Source organism: Acinetobacter sp. Q186-3 (assembly GCF_013420655.1).
GTDB classification, from domain to species: domain Bacteria; phylum Pseudomonadota; class Gammaproteobacteria; order Pseudomonadales; family Moraxellaceae; genus Acinetobacter; species Acinetobacter indicus.
The window spans coordinates 138,544-155,531 of the sequence record NZ_VOXS01000003.1 but is presented as its reverse complement, the minus strand read 5'-3'; the positions used below and the strand labels follow the sequence as shown (position 1 = coordinate 155,531).

At 48.5% G+C, this 16,988-nt stretch carries 14 protein-coding genes; 10 read left to right on the top strand and 4 right to left on the bottom strand.

Annotation, left to right across the window (positions count from 1 at the left end; genetic code table 11):
* Positions 1 to 53: 53 nt before the first annotated feature.
* The gene (locus tag FTT64_RS14410) at positions 54 to 1,754 is read right to left on the bottom strand and encodes a hypothetical protein (protein ID WP_227554605.1); all 1,701 of its coding nucleotides are present in this window, start codon (positions 1,752 to 1,754) and stop codon (positions 54 to 56) included.
* Positions 1,755 to 2,005: 251 nt separating this feature from the next.
* Here FTT64_RS14410 and FTT64_RS04010 point away from each other — a divergent pair, with 251 nt between their 5' ends.
* From FTT64_RS04010 to FTT64_RS03985, 6 genes are all read left to right on the top strand, one after another.
* The gene (locus FTT64_RS04010; RefSeq protein ID WP_104483955.1) at positions 2,006 to 3,589 is read left to right on the top strand and encodes a helicase HerA-like domain-containing protein; all 1,584 of its coding nucleotides are present in this window, start codon (positions 2,006 to 2,008) and stop codon (positions 3,587 to 3,589) included.
* A gap of 149 nt (positions 3,590 to 3,738) precedes the next feature.
* Positions 3,739 to 4,950, top strand: coding sequence for an NO-inducible flavohemoprotein (gene hmpA / locus FTT64_RS04005; RefSeq protein WP_005180299.1), 1,212 nt, complete (start codon positions 3,739 to 3,741; stop codon positions 4,948 to 4,950).
* A gap of 92 nt (positions 4,951 to 5,042) precedes the next feature.
* Positions 5,043 to 5,486 carry an Rrf2 family transcriptional regulator gene (locus tag FTT64_RS04000; protein WP_180182048.1) on the top strand — a complete coding sequence of 148 codons (444 nt, stop codon included), beginning with the start codon at positions 5,043 to 5,045 and terminating at the stop codon, positions 5,484 to 5,486.
* A 96-nt stretch (positions 5,487 to 5,582) separates the two neighbouring features.
* Positions 5,583 to 6,422, top strand: coding sequence for a ribosome biogenesis GTP-binding protein YihA/YsxC (gene yihA / locus FTT64_RS03995; protein WP_005180304.1), 840 nt, complete (start codon positions 5,583 to 5,585; stop codon positions 6,420 to 6,422).
* 149 nt (positions 6,423 to 6,571) lie between these two features.
* A complete protein-coding gene (locus FTT64_RS03990) occupies positions 6,572 to 7,519 on the top strand; it encodes a metal-dependent hydrolase (protein WP_168406090.1) in 948 nt (315 codons plus the stop codon).
* A gap of 113 nt (positions 7,520 to 7,632) precedes the next feature.
* Positions 7,633 to 8,058, top strand: coding sequence for a VOC family protein (locus FTT64_RS03985; RefSeq protein WP_127799321.1), 426 nt, complete (start codon positions 7,633 to 7,635; stop codon positions 8,056 to 8,058).
* On the opposite strand, the gene FTT64_RS03980 is transcribed toward FTT64_RS03985, so the two are convergent.
* Complete coding sequence (locus tag FTT64_RS03980) at positions 8,049 to 9,293, bottom strand: dicarboxylate/amino acid:cation symporter (RefSeq protein WP_034597932.1); 1,245 nt, start codon at positions 9,291 to 9,293, stop codon at positions 8,049 to 8,051. The two genes, FTT64_RS03985 and FTT64_RS03980, sit on opposite strands and share 10 nt — an antisense overlap.
* A 179-nt stretch (positions 9,294 to 9,472) precedes the next feature.
* Here FTT64_RS03980 and FTT64_RS14405 point away from each other — a divergent pair, with 179 nt between their 5' ends.
* Positions 9,473 to 9,601, top strand: a complete 129-nt coding sequence (locus tag FTT64_RS14405) for a YHYH domain-containing protein (RefSeq protein ID WP_194087061.1) — start codon at positions 9,473 to 9,475, stop codon at positions 9,599 to 9,601.
* Between the two features lie 54 nt (positions 9,602 to 9,655).
* Here the strand turns inward: FTT64_RS14405 and FTT64_RS03975 are convergent, their stop codons facing one another.
* Positions 9,656 to 10,528: an acyl-CoA thioesterase II gene (locus tag FTT64_RS03975; protein ID WP_075167392.1), complete on the bottom strand. Its 873-nt coding sequence runs from the start codon at positions 10,526 to 10,528 to the stop codon at positions 9,656 to 9,658.
* Positions 10,529 to 10,815: 287 nt separating this feature from the next.
* Here FTT64_RS03975 and plsB point away from each other — a divergent pair, with 287 nt between their 5' ends.
* Positions 10,816 to 13,380 (top strand): glycerol-3-phosphate 1-O-acyltransferase PlsB, encoded by a 2,565-nt coding sequence (gene plsB, locus FTT64_RS03970; protein WP_180182049.1) that lies wholly within the window; start codon positions 10,816 to 10,818, stop codon positions 13,378 to 13,380.
* Between the two features lie 80 nt (positions 13,381 to 13,460).
* Here plsB and FTT64_RS03965 read toward each other — a convergent pair whose 3' ends face one another.
* The gene (locus FTT64_RS03965; RefSeq protein WP_180182050.1) at positions 13,461 to 14,276 is read right to left on the bottom strand and encodes an NAD(P)H-binding protein; all 816 of its coding nucleotides are present in this window, start codon (positions 14,274 to 14,276) and stop codon (positions 13,461 to 13,463) included.
* 33 nt (positions 14,277 to 14,309) lie between these two features.
* Between FTT64_RS03965 and recG the strand changes: the two genes are divergently transcribed.
* Both recG and FTT64_RS03955 read left to right on the top strand, forming a co-directional pair.
* On the top strand, positions 14,310 to 16,355 hold the full coding sequence (recG, locus tag FTT64_RS03960; protein ID WP_180182051.1) for an ATP-dependent DNA helicase RecG: 2,046 nt from the start codon (positions 14,310 to 14,312) through the stop codon (positions 16,353 to 16,355).
* The gene (locus tag FTT64_RS03955; protein WP_180182052.1) at positions 16,342 to 16,977 is read left to right on the top strand and encodes a ComF family protein; all 636 of its coding nucleotides are present in this window, start codon (positions 16,342 to 16,344) and stop codon (positions 16,975 to 16,977) included. Before recG ends, FTT64_RS03955 begins: the two co-directional genes overlap by 14 nt.
* The last annotated feature ends 11 nt before the right edge of the window (positions 16,978 to 16,988 follow it).

The window sequence follows — 16,988 nt, the reverse complement described above, 5'->3', positions numbered from 1 at the left end:
TAGACATAAAAAAATTGGGCAAATTGCCCAATTTTTTACATTATCGTTTCGCTTTACTTAAAGTAATCATAGCTTACAGAAACTGTCTCACCTGCTTTTGGTAAAGCTGTTCCATAAAATACTAAGCTTACTCCAGAATTACTATAAACTAGATCAAAGCCTTGTCGATGTGTTGTATCACGCTCAATATTCTGACCATTTACTGTCACCTTAACAGTTGAAGGTACTGGTACCTGTTTTAAACTAAACTGACTTGCAAGACCAGTTGCTACACGGATAATGTCATCAAATACCACATTCCAGCTTGTAGCATCAGCACAAATTGAAGCAGAAGCCCCACCAGTCAAACGTGCAATCTCTTTAAAGTGCCCTCCTCCTTCAGCAGATCCACCTTGACCATTACATTCAAATCCTAGTGTATTCCAAGAAGTTGTAGGATCTGCAAAAGTTGGACGGATATGATCAGATGTACCTACAATCGAAAAGTAGGTAGTGTTTGTAGACAAGAAATAATTTTTATAATCATTAAAATCTCGTCGTGTATAGTTACTATATACTGGACTGTACTGCCAATATGTTTCATTTTCAGGCTCATCTGAAACAAACACTACTAAATTTTTCACATTTGGACGATCAAAACCAGTCAAATCTGCTTCACGAACGCAGTAAAAACCTGTTTCAGTAGCTGAATCATAAGTTCCAGGTTGAGCCAAGGTAGCCCACTCTTGCTCTGCATCTGGTGTATTTCTATCAATAAAATTAGTCGTTTTATCTTTTAAAGTTCTAAGCGACTTACATGCATACGCATCCTGCGTATTCACTGCTAAACGATAATCTACACCTGCTTGATTCAATGATTTAAAGAACTGTGCAGCACCATTAGCCAAGTTACGCTGTTCTTCAGACATTGAACCTGAAGAATCAATATTCCATAAAATGTCAACCGCATTTGCAGATTGTGTTGTTTGAGTAAAAGTTTCTTTTGCTGTAGCCACTTCAATAACCGCATTGCTACTTAAAGCACTAGCAATATTCAAATCACCATATACTTGGTTAACTTGATCACTATTACTCGCTACGTAAGTATTTCCCCAAATATAACCTGATTGGTTTGCAAGCCAAAAAGATAAATTGAGACGTAATTTTTTATCACTTGCTTGTACGGCTACAGGAGTAGTAACAGATGAATTTGAATTTAATACAGATAACAACAGATCACGAACTTTAGTCAGTTCATTGGCATTAGAAAAATCAATATCCAAGATTACATTAACCACTTCACCTTGAGCATTCGTAGATACACGATTAGTTAAAATATTGACTTTTGCATTTTGCTGGATAAGAGCATCAGTAAATGCAGCTAAATAGAATTTACTAAATTCATCTAAATTTTGATTTAATACAACGGATCTCTCTTTCGCTTGATTCTGTGCCGATGAAGCAGTTAAATCAACCTGTGAAGCAAATCCAGCTGCTTTTGTCACATTATCATCTAACAATAAAACAGTCCGACCTGATGTTAATGCTGTCTCTGTAAAATATTTAGGATTCACTGCACCAAAAACTGCAATATTTGCCTTTTCACTTACTACAGTTGCAACATCTTGAATAGTAGTAAGCGTTTCGTCTGGCTGTTCTGGTGGAACTGGATCAGTAGGCTTTGTAGATATTGAGCTATCTGAATCACCACCACATGCCGTTAAAAATACAGATGTTCCCACTAACATTGCTAATAATTGTTTGTTAAGTTTCATTTATACCCTCTAACCGTTTTCAAACTATTTAATAAAAGCTATTAAATTAAAATTTTATTTTTCATAATGTTATTAAAAATAAAATGAATGGTGAATATTACAAAAAAATGTATACAATTTCAACAATAAAGTCAAAATACCTTAAAGTGTAACACAATAAACCAAAAAAAGAGACTTAAATCACAAATCCATGCATAAGGGAAATTTAAGTATTCCAAAAGACAAAAATTTATATAGAGGTTTTCAAGTCAATGAATACACCAATCGTTATTGCTAAAAAAACCGCCGATACCACACAGGATATCGTGCTGCATTCTCAGCTTGCCAACCGTCATGGCCTGATTGCTGGGGCAACAGGTACCGGCAAGACCGTAACATTAAAGGTACTGGCAGAAAGTTTTTCCCGCATTGGTGTCCCAGTCTTTCTGGCCGATGCCAAAGGCGATGTTTCCAGTCTGGCGCAGGCTGGTTCCAGCAATCCCAAATTTGATGAACGGATTAAAAGCCTGGGTATTGACAGTATTCCCTTTGCTGCCTCGCCGGTGGTGTTCTGGGATTTATTTGGTGAACAGGGCCATCCAATTCGCACCACCATCTCCGAAATCGGACCGCTACTGCTAGCCCGGATGCTGAATTTAAATGACACCCAGGAAGGTGTACTGTCGGCAGTGTTTCGGATTGCCGATGATCAGGGCCTCCTGCTGATTGACTTTAAAGACCTGAAAGCCATGCTCAGCTATGTCAGCGAACATGCGGCAGAGTTAAAGGCCGACTATGGCAATTTATCTCCAGCCAGTCTGGGCGCGATTCAGCGCAATTTACTGGCACTGGCCGATCAGGGCGGTGATCTGTTTTTTGGCGAGCCCAGCCTGAATATTCTGGATTTCATGCAGACCGATGCCCAGGGACACGGCAACATCAACCTGCTGGCTGCAGACAAGTTGATGCACACCCCGAAACTGTATGCGACCTTTTTATTGTGGATGCTATCAGAGCTGTTTGAACAGTTGCCGGAAGTTGGTGATATGGACAAACCCAAGCTGGTGTTCTTCTTTGATGAAGCGCATTTACTGTTTGACAATGCCAGCCCGGCCCTGCAGGAGAAAATTGAGCAGGTAGTCCGCCTGATTCGCTCCAAAGGCGTCGGAATTTATTTTGTCACCCAGAATCCGCTGGATTTGCCTGAAAGTGTACTGGGACAGCTCGGCAACCGGGTGCAACACGCCTTGCGCGCCTTTACCCCGAAAGATCAGAAAGCGGTCAAAACCGCTGCCGAGACCTTCCGTGCCAATCCGGAGTTTCAGGTAGAACAGGCCATTACCGAACTGGCCGTCGGTGAAGCCCTAATTAGCTGTCTGGATGAACAAGGCACGCCGCAGATTGTAGAGCGCGGCTGGGTGATGCCGCCCTACTCCTCGTTTAGCCCGATTAGCCCTGAACAGCGCAAGGCACTGATGAGCCAGAGTATTGTCGCCGATGTATATGAGCAGAGTCTGGACCGGGACAGTGCCTATGAAATGCTGCAACAGAAAGTAGCGGAACGCCAGCAACAGGCTGAACAGGCCGCGCTAGAACAGCAACGCGCCAAAGAACAGGAAGCTTTAGCCAAGCAGCAAGCCAAAGAACAGGCTGCTTTGGCCAAACAGCAGGCGCGGGAACAGGAACGTCTGGCCCGCGAACAGCAAAAAGAAGCTGAACGCACTGCACGACAGCGTGAAAAGCTGACTCAGGATATTGTCGGCACCTTTGCCAAGAGTGCAGCCCGAACCTTAGGCGGCAGCACCGGACAGAAAATTGTCCGCGGATTATTAGGCTCCCTGTTTGGCCGAAAATAATCAAAAAACCGATAGGAACAGCTTTCATTATGGGATATTTTTATATCCCATAATTTTTTTATGGTTTTTTAAAAACAGTGCTTGCACTGGCGTTTTATAAAATGTATTTTAAATACATCTTATAAATAACCAGCCATGAGAGATCAGCCATGACTCCACAGCAAATTGACCTTGTAAAAGCAACTGTTCCTGTTCTACGTGAAAATGGTGTGGCCCTGACCAGCTATTTCTATAACCGCATGTTGGGGAATAATCCGGACCTTAAAGAAACCTTTAACCTGGGTCATCAACGCAGTGGTGCGCAGGCGCAGGCACTGGCAGGTGCGGTACTGGCCTATGCAGAAAATATTGAAGATCCATCAGTACTGGCGCCAGTAATTGAACTGGTCGCACACAAGCATGTCAGTCTGAATATTCAAGCTCCGGACTATAATATTGTCGGTGAAAACCTGCTGCACTCCATCAGCGAAGTGCTGAATATTTCCATGGATGATCCACTGATTGATGCCTGGGCCGCCGCGTATGGCCAGCTTGCAGAAGTGTTTATTAATACCGAACGTGCCATTTACGAGCAGCATCAGCAAACTCAAGGCAGCTGGTTAGGCTGGCGTAATTTCAAAATCGCCAAGAAAGTGGTAGAAAGCGACGAAATTACCTCGTTCTACTTTGAACCGGTCGATGGTGGTGCCTTACCAAAATATGAAGCCGGCCAATACATTTCAGTACGTGTTTTTGTCCCTGAACTGGACCTGAAACAACCACGTCAATACACGCTGTCAACCAGCCCGCAGCAAGACTACTTACGTATTTCAGTGAAACGCGAACCAGGTAATGGCGCCGACAAGATTGCAGGCTGGGTATCTAATGCGCTGCATCAGCTGCCAGAAGGTGCAGAACTTGAAATTTCAGCGCCAACCGGAAACTTCTACCTGATCGACAGCAACAAACGTAATGTGTTCATTAGTGGTGGTGTTGGCTTAACCCCAATGATTGCGATGCTGAACCAGCTGGTCACTTTAGATGTGCCACAACCGGTGACCTTCATTCATGCCTGCCGCAGCAAACAGGTACATGCCATGAAACAGCATATTCAGGACATCAAGGCGAAGTATCCACGTATTCATACCTTTACAGCCTATGAATTCCCGAATACCGAAGATGTGTTAGGTCAGGATTATGATGTGGCCGGTCGTCTGGACCTGAGCACCATGGATGCTGCCTTATTACCGGAAAATGCTGATTACTACCTGTGTGGCCCAATGCCATTCATGGCCGAGCAGCAAAAAGCCTTACTGGCACGTGGTATTAAAGCCGAACAGATTCACAGTGAAGCGTTTGGTACGGGTGGTGTACGTCACTAAAACCCCACACGTGTAAAACATAGGAGGGCTAGTCTGCTTATGGTAGACTAGCCTTCTTGTATTTCAACTTTGAAAAAAATATTTGTGCGATCATGCAATTAAATAAATTCACCGACTATGCATTACGTATTCTGCTGTATATCTCCCCACCGCGAGATCTGCCGTATACGATTGCGGAAATTGCGCAGGATTTGCATGTTTCCCAAAACCATCTGGTTAAAATTGTGCATTTCATGGGCAAACAGGAATGGCTGATTACCACCCGCGGTAAAGGGGGCGGCCTGTGTTTAAATCCGGATGCACGGGCACTGAAGCTGGGCCAGATCGTGCGTATTTTGCAACGTGAAACCCAGATTGTGGAATGTAATACCCCGCCGTGCGTGCTGCGCAGCCGCTGTGGCTTAAAAGGCATTTTAGATCAGGCGCTGGAACAGTTTTATCAGAGTCTGGACCAGTACACCCTGTCCGACGTGTTAGATACTCCTGCACCGGCACAGTGGAGCACACAATCGCCAATTCAGCTGATCAATCTCTGAGTTAGATAACTTTTGCACACGGCTACAGCAAAGTTCGCGTGTCTGCGCGAGTTGATCTATAATACCGCTTTGTAAAAGCAGTGATGAAGTTAAGTTATGCACCATAGCAGAGGAAAATCGAAAAACACTAAGGCCGCTAATGCGCCGAAGCAAAAGATTAGCTATGAGAAAAAGGCTGATCCTGCGATTACCGAATACGCCGTTCGTGCCCTGAACTGGCTACGTAAAGCCGAATTCCTGATGAGTGCACCAAAGCTGAATCTCTGTGTAGAAGATAGCGGCTATGAGGTGGCCTTTGCCGGACGTTCCAATGCCGGCAAATCCAGTGCGATTAACGCCCTGACCAACCAGAAACAGCTGGCACGTGCCTCGAAAAAACCGGGCCGTACCCAGATGATCAACTTCTTTAGTCTGGGCAATCCGGAGCAGCGTCTGGTCGATTTACCGGGTTATGGTTATGCTGCGGTACCCGAATCGATGAAAATTGTCTGGCAAAAAGAACTAGAAAACTACCTGATTCATCGCAAGAGCTTACAGGGTCTGGTCTTGCTAATGGATATTCGCCATCCACTGCAGCATTTTGATGTGATGATGCTGGAATGGGCTTATTCCCGTCATCTGTTTGTACATGTTCTGCTGACCAAATCCGACAAGCTGAATCGTGGCCCGGCCAATAAAGTTCTGCTGGAAGTGAAACAGCAGCTGAAAAAGATGAAGCTGGATTTCTCGATTCAACTGTTCTCCTCGCTCAATCGTCAGGGTCTGGAAGAACTGGCCAGTGTAATGGCCGGTCGTCTGAACTTTACCCTGGAACAATCGCAGCAGTTTGATCTGGCCAGCATTCCGGAAGCCACGGCAGATGAACTGGAAGCAGAAGAGCTGCCGGATACAGAAGCTGTTGAACAGCTGACTGAAACGGCCGCCAAAGAGCCATAAGCTTTGCATCGGCTTAATCCTGTCCGACAATAATTTACATCTATTGATATTGGAATGTCCCCTATTGCTAGTTTCAATGGGGGATATTTTTTTCATACTCATGCTGAGCATAATTTGAACCGCATCACATTTTAGAGGTGCAATACAGCATGAAAAAACTCCTCGCACGTTTTCGCCGTGCTGCCCGTGGCTCATCCATTGGCTACTTTATTCAACCGCGTAAAGTCCGCTTTGAATGGCAGGACACCCCCATTGACTGGATTCCGCAGCAGCCTTTCGCCAGTTATTTTATTAATGAAATTAACATGATTCTGCCGGCCGGCGAGTTCTGGTTTTGCCGGCTGTACAACAAGGTCTTGCCGCAGATTCAGGATGAAAAACTGAAACAGGATGTGCAGGCCTTTATCCGCCAGGAAGCCATGCACGCCCAGGCGCATAACTCGGCCAACAAGGATTATTTAACTGAACGCCAGATTGATATTCAGCGCAACATCAGCCTGATGAACGGACTGTTTAACCAGTTACTGGCCGATCGGCCTTTAGGTCTGCAATTACCGCAATGGAGCGAACGGCACTGGGATCTGTTCCGTTTAGGCATTGTTGCCACGGTAGAACACATGACCTGCGTGCTGGGTAAATATGCGCTGTATAACCGCGAATGGCAGCGTCAGGGTGCCGACCCAGCCATGCTGGATCTGGTCAAATGGCACGGCGCAGAAGAAATCGAGCATCGCACCGTAGCCTTTGACCTGTACCGGCATTTGGGTGGCAGTTATCTGGCCCGTTATTATCTGAGCCTGCTGGTGATTGCCGGGGTAATTGGTCTTTGGGTTGATGGCGCGGCGCATATTATGCGTCAGGACCCACGTTATGCATCAATCCGGCCAGCCCTGTATAAACCGTGGATCTGGCGGGAATGGTACCGCACTGCACAGGCCAATAACGGCTTATTGCCCTCACCATTCTGGCTGGTATCACAGCAGCTGGGTTATTTAATGCCGTGGTATGACCCGCTGCATGAAGCCAAAACTGAAGATGCGCTGGCCTATCTGCAAGCCTCCCCGGCGGCACAGCGCGCCCAGCTTAAAGTCGCGTAAAGCATCCACCTGGTGCAGAATTGCAGAGATACAATTGCCCGACACAGGCAGCACTGTGTCGAGCCAGATTTCCGCTAAGATAAAAATCAGACTTGAATGAAAAGGCAGGAACAATGCGCGCATCTTTGAGTGTGATCACGCTGGCTGTGCAGGATTTAGACGCAGCTTTGCGCTTTTATCAGCAAGGTTTGGGCTGGCAGAGTGAAGGTATCGTCGGGCAGGAATTTGAACAGGGCGCAGTGGCGTTTATCACGCTGGATTCAGGCCTGACACTGGCACTGTGGCCGCAGGCTGCCTTGGCGCAAGATTCAGGCCTGCCCCTGAGCCGTTTTTGCCCGACCCAAATCAGTCTGGGGCATAATGTGCATAGTCCGCTGGACGTAGATCAGGTGATGCAGCAGGCCGAGCGTGCCGGTGCCACCATTGTCAAACCGGCACAAGCCACCTTTTATGGCGGTTATGCCGGTTATTTTCAGGACCCCGATGGCCATCTTTGGGAAGTGGTCTGGAATCCGTGCTGGGAAGATACTCAGGATTGAGTTGCGATCTCATCGTCGCGGGTATAACGGTCAACCACCACACTAATCATCATATCACCCTGGACATTGACTACGGTACGTACGGTATCCAGCAAACGGTCAATCGGCAGTAAAATGGCAATTGCTTCTGCCGGCAGACCGACCGATTGCAGCACCATAATCATGGTGACCATGCCGGCACTTGGAATTCCCGGCGCGCCCAAGGAGGCAATCATGGCGGTGGCACAGACCACCAACTGCTGGCCCAAGGTCAAATCCAGTCCCATTAAATTGGCAATAAACAGCGCCGCAGCGGCTTCATATAAGGCCGTGCCATCCATATTCAGCTGTGTACCGAGCGGAATTACAAAGCCAGCTGTTTGCGGACGCACCTTCAGATTTTCCTGGGCGCATTTCATCGAAAGTGGCATGGTGGCCGAACTGGAACTGGTGGCAAATGCAGTAATTAAAGCAGCGCGGGTTCCTTTAAAGAAGGTCACCGGATTCATTTTTCCAAATAGCCATAGCAGTAGCGGCAGTACCACCAGACCATGAAAAATCGTGGTGCCGGTTACCACTACGGCAAACTCAGCCAGACGGCTGAGCACGGTCACATCTTCGGTGGCAATCAGCTTGGCCAATAGCGCAAAAATCCCCAGCGGTGCCAGTTTCATCACCCAGCCGATCATCAGCATCATGATGTCAAAAAACTGATGACTAAGCCGGCGCACAGTCCGGAACTGCTCACCGCCTTTGACCAGCGCCACCCCGACAAATAAGGCAAACACCACCACCGCCAGCACATTGCCCTCGGCAAAGGCCTTAAACGGATTAATCAGGGTGTTTTGAATAAAATTGGTGAAGAAAGACGACGGCGTTAAGGTATCTGGCGTCTGATGCTGGCTCATCGCGTCCTGGAATAAACGCACATCTACACCTTTGCCGACTTCAAACAGATGCGCACAGGCCAGACCTAAAATGAGTGCCAATGTGGTGGTGGTCACACAGCACAGCAAGGTAATTTTCCAGACCCGGCTCAGCTGGCCAGAAGCCTGCAGGTTGGATACCCCGACTACAATCGAACTGAAAATCAGGGGAATCAGCAGCATTTTCAGCAGGCCGATAAAAATACTGCTGGCAATACTCAGGCCATATAAGCTGCCGTCATAAAATGCGCTGCCCGGCAACAGGTTCAACAAAAACCCGAATAGAACCCCTAAAATTGCGGCCACCAGAATTTGTGTATTTAAGCTCATGGGTGCATATATTGTGATGTCATCTTGCTTGGCACTATGCCATGCGAGCTGCGCTGAATCGAGCATTATTTTGTCAAAAGCAAATCCAGCTCAGGAAAAAAGCCCGGTGCCAGAAAAACTGGCATAAGATGTGCTTTATCAGTGCATTACCTTGTTTTTAAGACTAAAAGAGTAACCTCATGAAAAAACTCGCCCTTATTCTTGCACTAATTTGTAGCACTACGCAGGTTTTTGCCCATTCTTCGGGCAACAGCAAGGCACAAGGCTGCCATAAACATGCGCCAAGTGATCTGCCGCATTGCCATTGAAGGTGGGATAAAAAAAGCCGAATCAGTTGATTCGGCTTTTTTATTGAGGTGAGCTTACTGGGTTTCAATTTCGCGTAAGCGAATTAAACCTTCCTGCGTGGTGCTACAGACCAGCTCGCCGTTTTGCCACATACGGCCAAAGTTCAGGCCACGCGAACTGTTGCTGATGGTAGCTTCCATGTCATACAGCATCCAGTCATCGACCCGGAATGGCTTATGGAAATACATGGCATGGTCAATACTGGCACATTGCAGACTTGGCGACAGATAACTCAAGCCATGCGGACGTAGCGCGGTGGTCATCAGGGTAAAGTCTGAGTAAAAGGCAGCAATGGCCTGATGCAGGGCAATTTCATCCTGCTCCGCTGCAATCGGACTATGCGTACGGATATAGTGCGCATAAGACGGCGCTTCCGGCTGCGGCTGAAACGGATTACTTGGATTCACCGGACGGATTTCTACATGCCGGTCACGGGTAAAGCTGGCGCGAACGTTTTCCGGAATAAACTCGACAATGCTCTGTACCAGTTCTGCTTCATTTTTTAACTGTTCCGGTGCCGGATATTCAGGCTCGGAAATCTGGTAATTCAGCCCTTCTTCTGGCGCAGCAAAAGATACCATACACATAAAGATGGTCCGGCCATGCTGGATGGCTCGCACCTGACGACTAACAAAGCTCTTGCCTTCACGAATCCGGTCCACTTCATAAATAATCGGTGCGTTGACATCGCCACCAAACAGGAAGTAGGCATGTAAGGAATGCGCCGGACGGTCGGTGGTATACGAGGCCGCACGCAGCGCCTGGCCCAGCACCTGTCCACCGAACACGCGCTTACCGACCAGATTGCGGCTGATGCCTCGGTAGATATTTTCTTCAAGTTTTTCCAGGCTAAGCAGTTCAACCAGTTCCTGAGTCAGTGCATTCATGCGGGGAAACCTATGTCGGGATATTTAAAAATCAAAACAAGCAAAATAGAAACAGCTCAATCTTGCCTATTTTGCCATATTTGTCGACTAAAACACTAAAGTTTAACTGACTGCCCTGTCACGGCTCCCGTATAATGCACCGCACTAAAAATACGATTTTTAACGATAAAATTGAGCACTAAAGATAGAATTTGTCAGAAAATGTCAGGCTATTTTTCGCTACAATTAGATTTATTATTTTTTCCCTCAGATAATCTGCGGTACTGGTCATTGATTTAGGAGTTGGTATGTCCAAGAGTGGTTTTGGTCAAATTTATCGTCAGCTTTCAAGCAAACTGCTTGATCTGGTGGTAACCCCGCATGTACTGGGCGAGGTTCCTGCCGAAGCAGCAGCGACAGACCATTCAGAACAGCCGACCCAAAAAATTGTCTGCTATGTGTTGCAGAACCATTCCCGCAGCAATGCCCTGGTCCTTGATGGTGAAACACGCCGCTTAAAGCTGCCGCCCGCATTAGACCCGATGCAGATTGGCCAGCATAAGGAAAAAGCTTCGATTCTGTTTTTACAGCACTATGATGAAAACAATCTGCTGAATCCGCCGCCGCACGCCTTTCCGCCGCGTTTACTACGCCTGATTGAACTGCTGGAACAGCACCCTGAACTGGATATTGAGCTGATTCCGGTCACCGTTCTCTGGGGCCGCGCACCAGATAAAGAAGATTCCTGGCTCAAACTGCTCCTGACCGATACCTGGGCTACGCCAGGTACCGTCAAGCAGCTGGTCAATATTGGCCTGCATGGTCGCCAGTCCTATCTGGAGTTTCATGAGGCACAGTCTTTAAGAGCGATGGTGCAGACCGCCAAGATTCAGGCCCCGAACCTGTCGCCAGCGACCTGTATTATTAATACCTTAAATAATTATTTAGACAGCCAGCGCGAAGTGGTATTAGGTCCCGATTTATCGGACCGCCGTAACGTCATGCATAGCCTGATTAAAGCGCCGGATGTACAAGAAGCCATTCGCCGCGAAAGCATCCGCAGTAAAATCAGCATGATTGAAGCCGAGCGCCGTGCCATTGGCTATTTAAATGAAATCGTGTCGGACTATTCCTATGCCGCCATCCGCTTTGCTGAAACGGCGCTAACCCGTTTATGGACCCAGCTCTATGATGGCGTCGAGGTGCATAATTTCAGCACCGTGCGTGAACTGGCCAAAGACTACGAAATTATTTATACCCCGTGCCATCGCAGTCATATCGACTATTTATTGCTGTCTTATGTGATTTATAAACGCGGCATGATGGTGCCGTATATTGCGGCTGGCGATAACCTGAACATGCCCTTTGTCGGTCAGTTATTACGCGGTGGCGGGGCCTTCTTTATTCGCCGGACTTTCCGTGGCAATGGCCTGTACACCACCGTATTTAAGGAATATCTGTACAGCATTCTGTCGCGTAACACGCCGCTGGAATACTTTATTGAAGGTGGCCGTTCGCGTACCGGCCGCTTGTTGCCGCCAAAAACCGGCATGCTGGCCATGACCGTACATGGACATTTACGTGGCCGCGCCAAACCGATTGCTTTTGTACCGACCTATATTGGCTATGAACGCCTGATGGAAGGTTCGACCTATGTCGGTGAAATGCAGGGTAAACCGAAAGAAGCCGAATCCATTGTCGGTATTCTGAAAACCTTGAGAAAAATCGAGCGTATTTTTGGCAAAGTGCATGTGAATTTTGGCGAGCCAGTCTTTTTAGATGACATGCTAAAACAGCATGACGCCGAACAGATCAGTATCGAAAAAAATGACGATCCGATTCCGCAAGAAGTCTCCGATGCGGTAAACAGCTCGGCCTATGCGATTCTGGAAAACATTAACCGCGCTGTGGTGATTAATCCGGTATCACTGTTATCGCTGATTTTGCTGGCCACGCCAAAACACACCCTGGATGAAGCGATCTGTATCAAGCAGCTGGATACCTATCGTGACCTGCTCACTGCCCTGCCTTACGATGAGCGCACCCACATCACCCCACTTTCAGGCAAGGAAATTATTGCCTACGGTCTGAAGCTGAAACTGATTAAACGTGTGCAGCACGTTCTGGGCGATATTATTGCCATTGAAGACAATCAGGCGGTGTTGCTGACCTATTTCCGCAACAATATTCTGCATGCCTTTGTCCTGCCATCTCTGGTAGCGGCACTGGTTGAGCACAATGGTTCAATCAAGCGTGGCGATTTAATTAATGTAATTCGCACGCTGTATCCGTTCCTGAAAGCCGAGCTGTTCCTGAAATGGAATGAAGCAGAACTGAAACAGCAAATCTGTGCCTATGCTGATGGGCTAATTCAGGCCAAGCTGATTAGTGAAAATGCTGAAGGGAATCTGCTTTCTCCGGCACCGAACAGTGAAGATCATAACCAGTTGGTAGTATTGGCTGCGCCGGTAATGCAAAGTCTGGAACGCTACTACATGACCCTGGCGCTGATTACCCAGCGTGGTTCTGGCAATATTTCCGCCCGTCAGGTTGAAGAACTGAGTCATCTGGTTGGTCAGCGTTTATCGGTGCTGTATGAGTTCAACTCACCAGAGTTCTTCGATAAGGCCCTGTTCCAGAGCTTTATTAAAGTGCTGACCCAGCAAGGCTATATCAGCACCAACAGCGACAATGCTATTGTCTTTGATGAGAACTTTAGCAATGTGGCGCAGTATGCCAATCTGGTGCTGGATGATGTCACCCTGCAAATGCTGCAACACATCACCACCTTTAGCGATGAAGAACTGAAAGATGCGCTGGATGCCCTAGCTGCGCAGCAAGCCAAACGTCGCTTAAAACGTAAAAAGAAATAAAAAACCGTCCATAACCCGTATCTTTGCCTTCGTGCAAAGGTGCGGGAAATATCAGCCATCCTCAATAAAATGAAAAACTCTTAGTTCACATCCGCTTGCTGTAACAGGGCCAGATAATCCTGAAAACAGTCGTCATGCTGTAACTTAAAACCACTGTCCTGCATCCGTTTCGGTAAAATCCGCTTGCCGGTTTCGTGCGGACTGGTCAGGGTTAAGAACGGCAGATGCAGCTGCTGCTGAAACCATTGCACCACCTCATGCAGCAGTTGCGGCTGACCATTACTGACAATATAACTCTCCTGCAGATGTTCCACGTGAATCATCTGTGCCAGAAAACGCGCCAGATCATCAATATGAATCCGGTTAGACCAGTGCCGGTTTGGATATTCAGTGAGCGTGTGCGCCAGCTTGACCATCCTTGCGATTGAGCTGCCATAAATACCGCTGGGCCGGATAATGGTGCAACGCTCCGGATAAGCGCTTAAATAGGCCTGCTCCATCTTGAGCAGAATGTCTGCCTGTGCATCTGGCGGCTGAAGCAGTGTGGTATCCTCAATCCATTCCCCGGCATTTTGTCCATACACCCGGGTCGATGACACCACCACCATACGACGCACCGGATGCGCTGCCAGCGCCGTTACAATTGGTTGCACCGAATCCAGATAGGTCTGCTGATAGGCCTCCGGCGTGCTCTGGCCCGGACTGAGCAGCACATAGACCCAGTCAATGGGCGCCAGCTGGCTTAAATCCAGCTGCTGCACATCCTGAATCAGATGCGTTGCATGGTCATCACTTTTCCGGCTGCGGCTAATTGTGGTAATTTGGTGGCCAGCTTGAAATAGTTGTTTAGCCACACGTGCAGATGTTTTACCATAACCGATAAATAAAATATGCATAACCCACTTGCTCATTACCATTGTTGAGGGGACATGGCCGCAGTCCATCAATTACAAGGCGTTGGCGCTGCTGCTGCCGCGTTACTGGAAAAACTGAATATTTTCACCACAGATGACCTACTGTTTCATCTGCCGCGTGATTATGAAGATCGTAGCACGATCATTCCGATGAACCAATTGAACGTCGGCCGCAGCTATTTACTGGAAGGCATTGTCAAAGGGGTCGATTTCCCACCCGGCAAACGCAAGTCGATGGCAATTCTGCTGGATGATGACAGCGCCAAAGTCACCTTACGTTTTTATCATATTTATAAAGGCCTAACCGACCGTGCCAAAGTCGGCAACCGCCTGCGCGTGTTTGGTGAAGTCCGGGTCGGCGCGCGTGGTCTGGAAATGTATCATCCAGACATCCAGCTAATCAGCGAGCATACCCCGCTGCCGAAAACCCAGCTCACGGCGATTTATCCGAGCACCGAAGGCCTGACCCAGCCCAAACTGCGCGACTATGTCAAACAGGCGCTGAAACAGCACAGTGATGATCTGCCGGAACTGTTGCCGGAAAAATTTACCAACGGCTATGCACTGAAACAGGCGCTAGAATATATCCATGAGCCGCCAACCAGTGCCAATATGCTGCAGCTCGGTCAGGGTTCGCATCCGGCCCAGCAGCGGCTGATTTTTGAGGAACTGGTGGCACATCAGGTCAGTTTATTGACCCGCCGCGCTTATATTCAGCAGATTGAAGCGCCAGCTTTTGCACCCAGCCAATATCTGGCCAAGCAGTTACTGGCCGGCTTACCGTTTAGCATGACCGGCGCACAAAAACGGGTGTCGAAGGAAATTATCCAGGACCTAAAACAAAACAAGCCGATGCTGCGGCTGGTACAAGGTGATGTCGGCGCCGGTAAAACGTTGGTGGCGGCGGTGGCGGCCTGTCATGCACTGGAAGAAGGCTGGCAGGTGGCGCTGATGGCACCGACTGAGATTCTGGCTGAACAACATTATTTAAACTTTAAACGCTGGTTTGAACCTTTGGGACTGACCGTATCCTGGCTCTCTGGCAAACAGAAAGGCAAGGCCCGCGCCAGCGCCGAACAGATTATTCAGGATGGCAGCGCCCAGCTGGTGGTCGGCACCCATGCGCTGTTTCAGGACAATGTCGAATTTGCCAAGCTGGGACTGGTGATTATTGATGAACAGCACCGTTTTGGGGTCGATCAGCGGCTGGCCTTAAGAAACAAAGGCCTGAATCACATGACTCCGCATCAGCTGGTGATGACCGCCACCCCAATTCCACGTACGCTGGCGATGTCCGCCTATGGCGATCTGGATACTTCCATTATTGATGAGCTGCCGCCGGGCCGTACCCCGATTCAGACTGTGACCATTCCACTGGACCGGCGCGAGCAGGTATTACAGCGTATTGCCAGTAACTGTGCCGAAGGCAAACAGGCCTATTGGGTCTGCACCCTGGTCGAACAGTCAGAAACGTTGGATGCGCAAGCTGCCGAAGCGACTTTTGCTGAAATCAAGGAGCGCTTTCCGGAACTGAATATTGGTCTGGTGCATGGCAAAATGAAGGCCGATGATAAACAGGCGGTGATGCAGCAGTTTAAAGACAACCAGCTACAATTGCTGATTGCCACTACCGTGATTGAAGTCGGCGTCGATGTCCCGAATGCTTCAATTATGGTGATTGAAAATGCCGAGCGTTTAGGTCTGTCACAATTGCATCAGCTGCGTGGCCGAGTCGGTCGGGGTGCCAAAGCTAGTTTCTGTGCCCTGCTGTATAAGCATCCGCTGTCGCAAAACGGCCAGGAACGGCTGCGGATTTTAAGAGAAAGTAATGATGGCTTTGTGATTGCCGAAAAAGATCTGGAACTGCGCGGCCCGGGAGAGTTACTGGGCACCAAACAAACCGGCGATATGGGCTTTCGGGTGGCCAAGCTGGAACGCGATGATCATCTGCTGAATCAGGCGCATTATGTGGCCCAGCAGATGCTGAAAGATTATCCCGAGCAGGCCGAGGCCCTGCTCAAACGCTGGCTGCCGGAAGCACCACGTTATGCCTATGTTTAAGCTGCTGGCGCATAGCCGTACGCTATTACAAAAATTACTGCCCTGCCAGCTCTGTGGCAGTGCGGCCCAGCAGCAGTACCGGGTCTGTGCAGATTGCTTGCAGCAACTGCCATGGTTAAAAGCAAACTTCTACCGGCAGGAAACCGAGATTCAGGTGGCCTGTCATTATCGTTATCCAGTCGACCGGATGATTCAGCAATTCAAATATGAGCAGCAATTGCATTATCAGCCTTTACTGGCGGGCAGCCTGTGTGAATTGGCCTATCCACGGGTACAGGCCATTGTCCCGATGCCGGTGGCAACCGAGCGACTGGCAGAGCGTGGCTATCATCATACCCTGCTGCTGGCTCAGGTGCTGGCACGCCATTTACAGCTACCAATCTGGCAACCGGTTGTACGGCGCCATCAACACAGTCAAAAAGGCTTAAGCCGCTTGGAACGACTGGAAAATCTGGACCAGCAATTCCAGCTGCGACCCGATGCCGGCCGGCCCTATCGCCGGGTGTTAATTGTCGATGATGTGGTCACCACCGGCAGCTCAATTCGTGCGCTAAAACAGCAGCTGGAGCAACTTGGCTGTCACAAGGTCTATGCGGTGTGTATTGCCAGTGCCGATGGTTAAATCATCTGAAA

Bases quoted from the DNA above. Each gene is read 5' to 3' on its own strand.
- FTT64_RS14410 (WP_227554605.1), bottom strand. From the start codon at position 1,754: ATGAAACTTAACAAACAATTATTAGCAATGTTAGTGGGAACATCTGTA.
- FTT64_RS04010 (WP_104483955.1), top strand. From the start codon at position 2,006: ATGAATACACCAATCGTTATTGCTAAAAAAACCGCCGATACCACACAG.
- hmpA (WP_005180299.1), top strand. From the start codon at position 3,739: ATGACTCCACAGCAAATTGACCTTGTAAAAGCAACTGTTCCTGTTCTA.
- FTT64_RS04000 (WP_180182048.1), top strand. From the start codon at position 5,043: ATGCAATTAAATAAATTCACCGACTATGCATTACGTATTCTGCTGTAT.
- yihA (WP_005180304.1), top strand. From the start codon at position 5,583: ATGCACCATAGCAGAGGAAAATCGAAAAACACTAAGGCCGCTAATGCG.
- FTT64_RS03990 (WP_168406090.1), top strand. From the start codon at position 6,572: ATGAAAAAACTCCTCGCACGTTTTCGCCGTGCTGCCCGTGGCTCATCC.
- FTT64_RS03985 (WP_127799321.1), top strand. From the start codon at position 7,633: ATGCGCGCATCTTTGAGTGTGATCACGCTGGCTGTGCAGGATTTAGAC.
- FTT64_RS03980 (WP_034597932.1), bottom strand. From the start codon at position 9,293: ATGAGCTTAAATACACAAATTCTGGTGGCCGCAATTTTAGGGGTTCTA.
- FTT64_RS14405 (WP_194087061.1), top strand. From the start codon at position 9,473: ATGAAAAAACTCGCCCTTATTCTTGCACTAATTTGTAGCACTACGCAG.
- FTT64_RS03975 (WP_075167392.1), bottom strand. From the start codon at position 10,528: ATGAATGCACTGACTCAGGAACTGGTTGAACTGCTTAGCCTGGAAAAA.
- plsB (WP_180182049.1), top strand. From the start codon at position 10,816: ATGTCCAAGAGTGGTTTTGGTCAAATTTATCGTCAGCTTTCAAGCAAA.
- FTT64_RS03965 (WP_180182050.1), bottom strand. From the start codon at position 14,276: ATGCATATTTTATTTATCGGTTATGGTAAAACATCTGCACGTGTGGCT.
- recG (WP_180182051.1), top strand. From the start codon at position 14,310: ATGGCCGCAGTCCATCAATTACAAGGCGTTGGCGCTGCTGCTGCCGCG.
- FTT64_RS03955 (WP_180182052.1), top strand. From the start codon at position 16,342: ATGCCTATGTTTAAGCTGCTGGCGCATAGCCGTACGCTATTACAAAAA.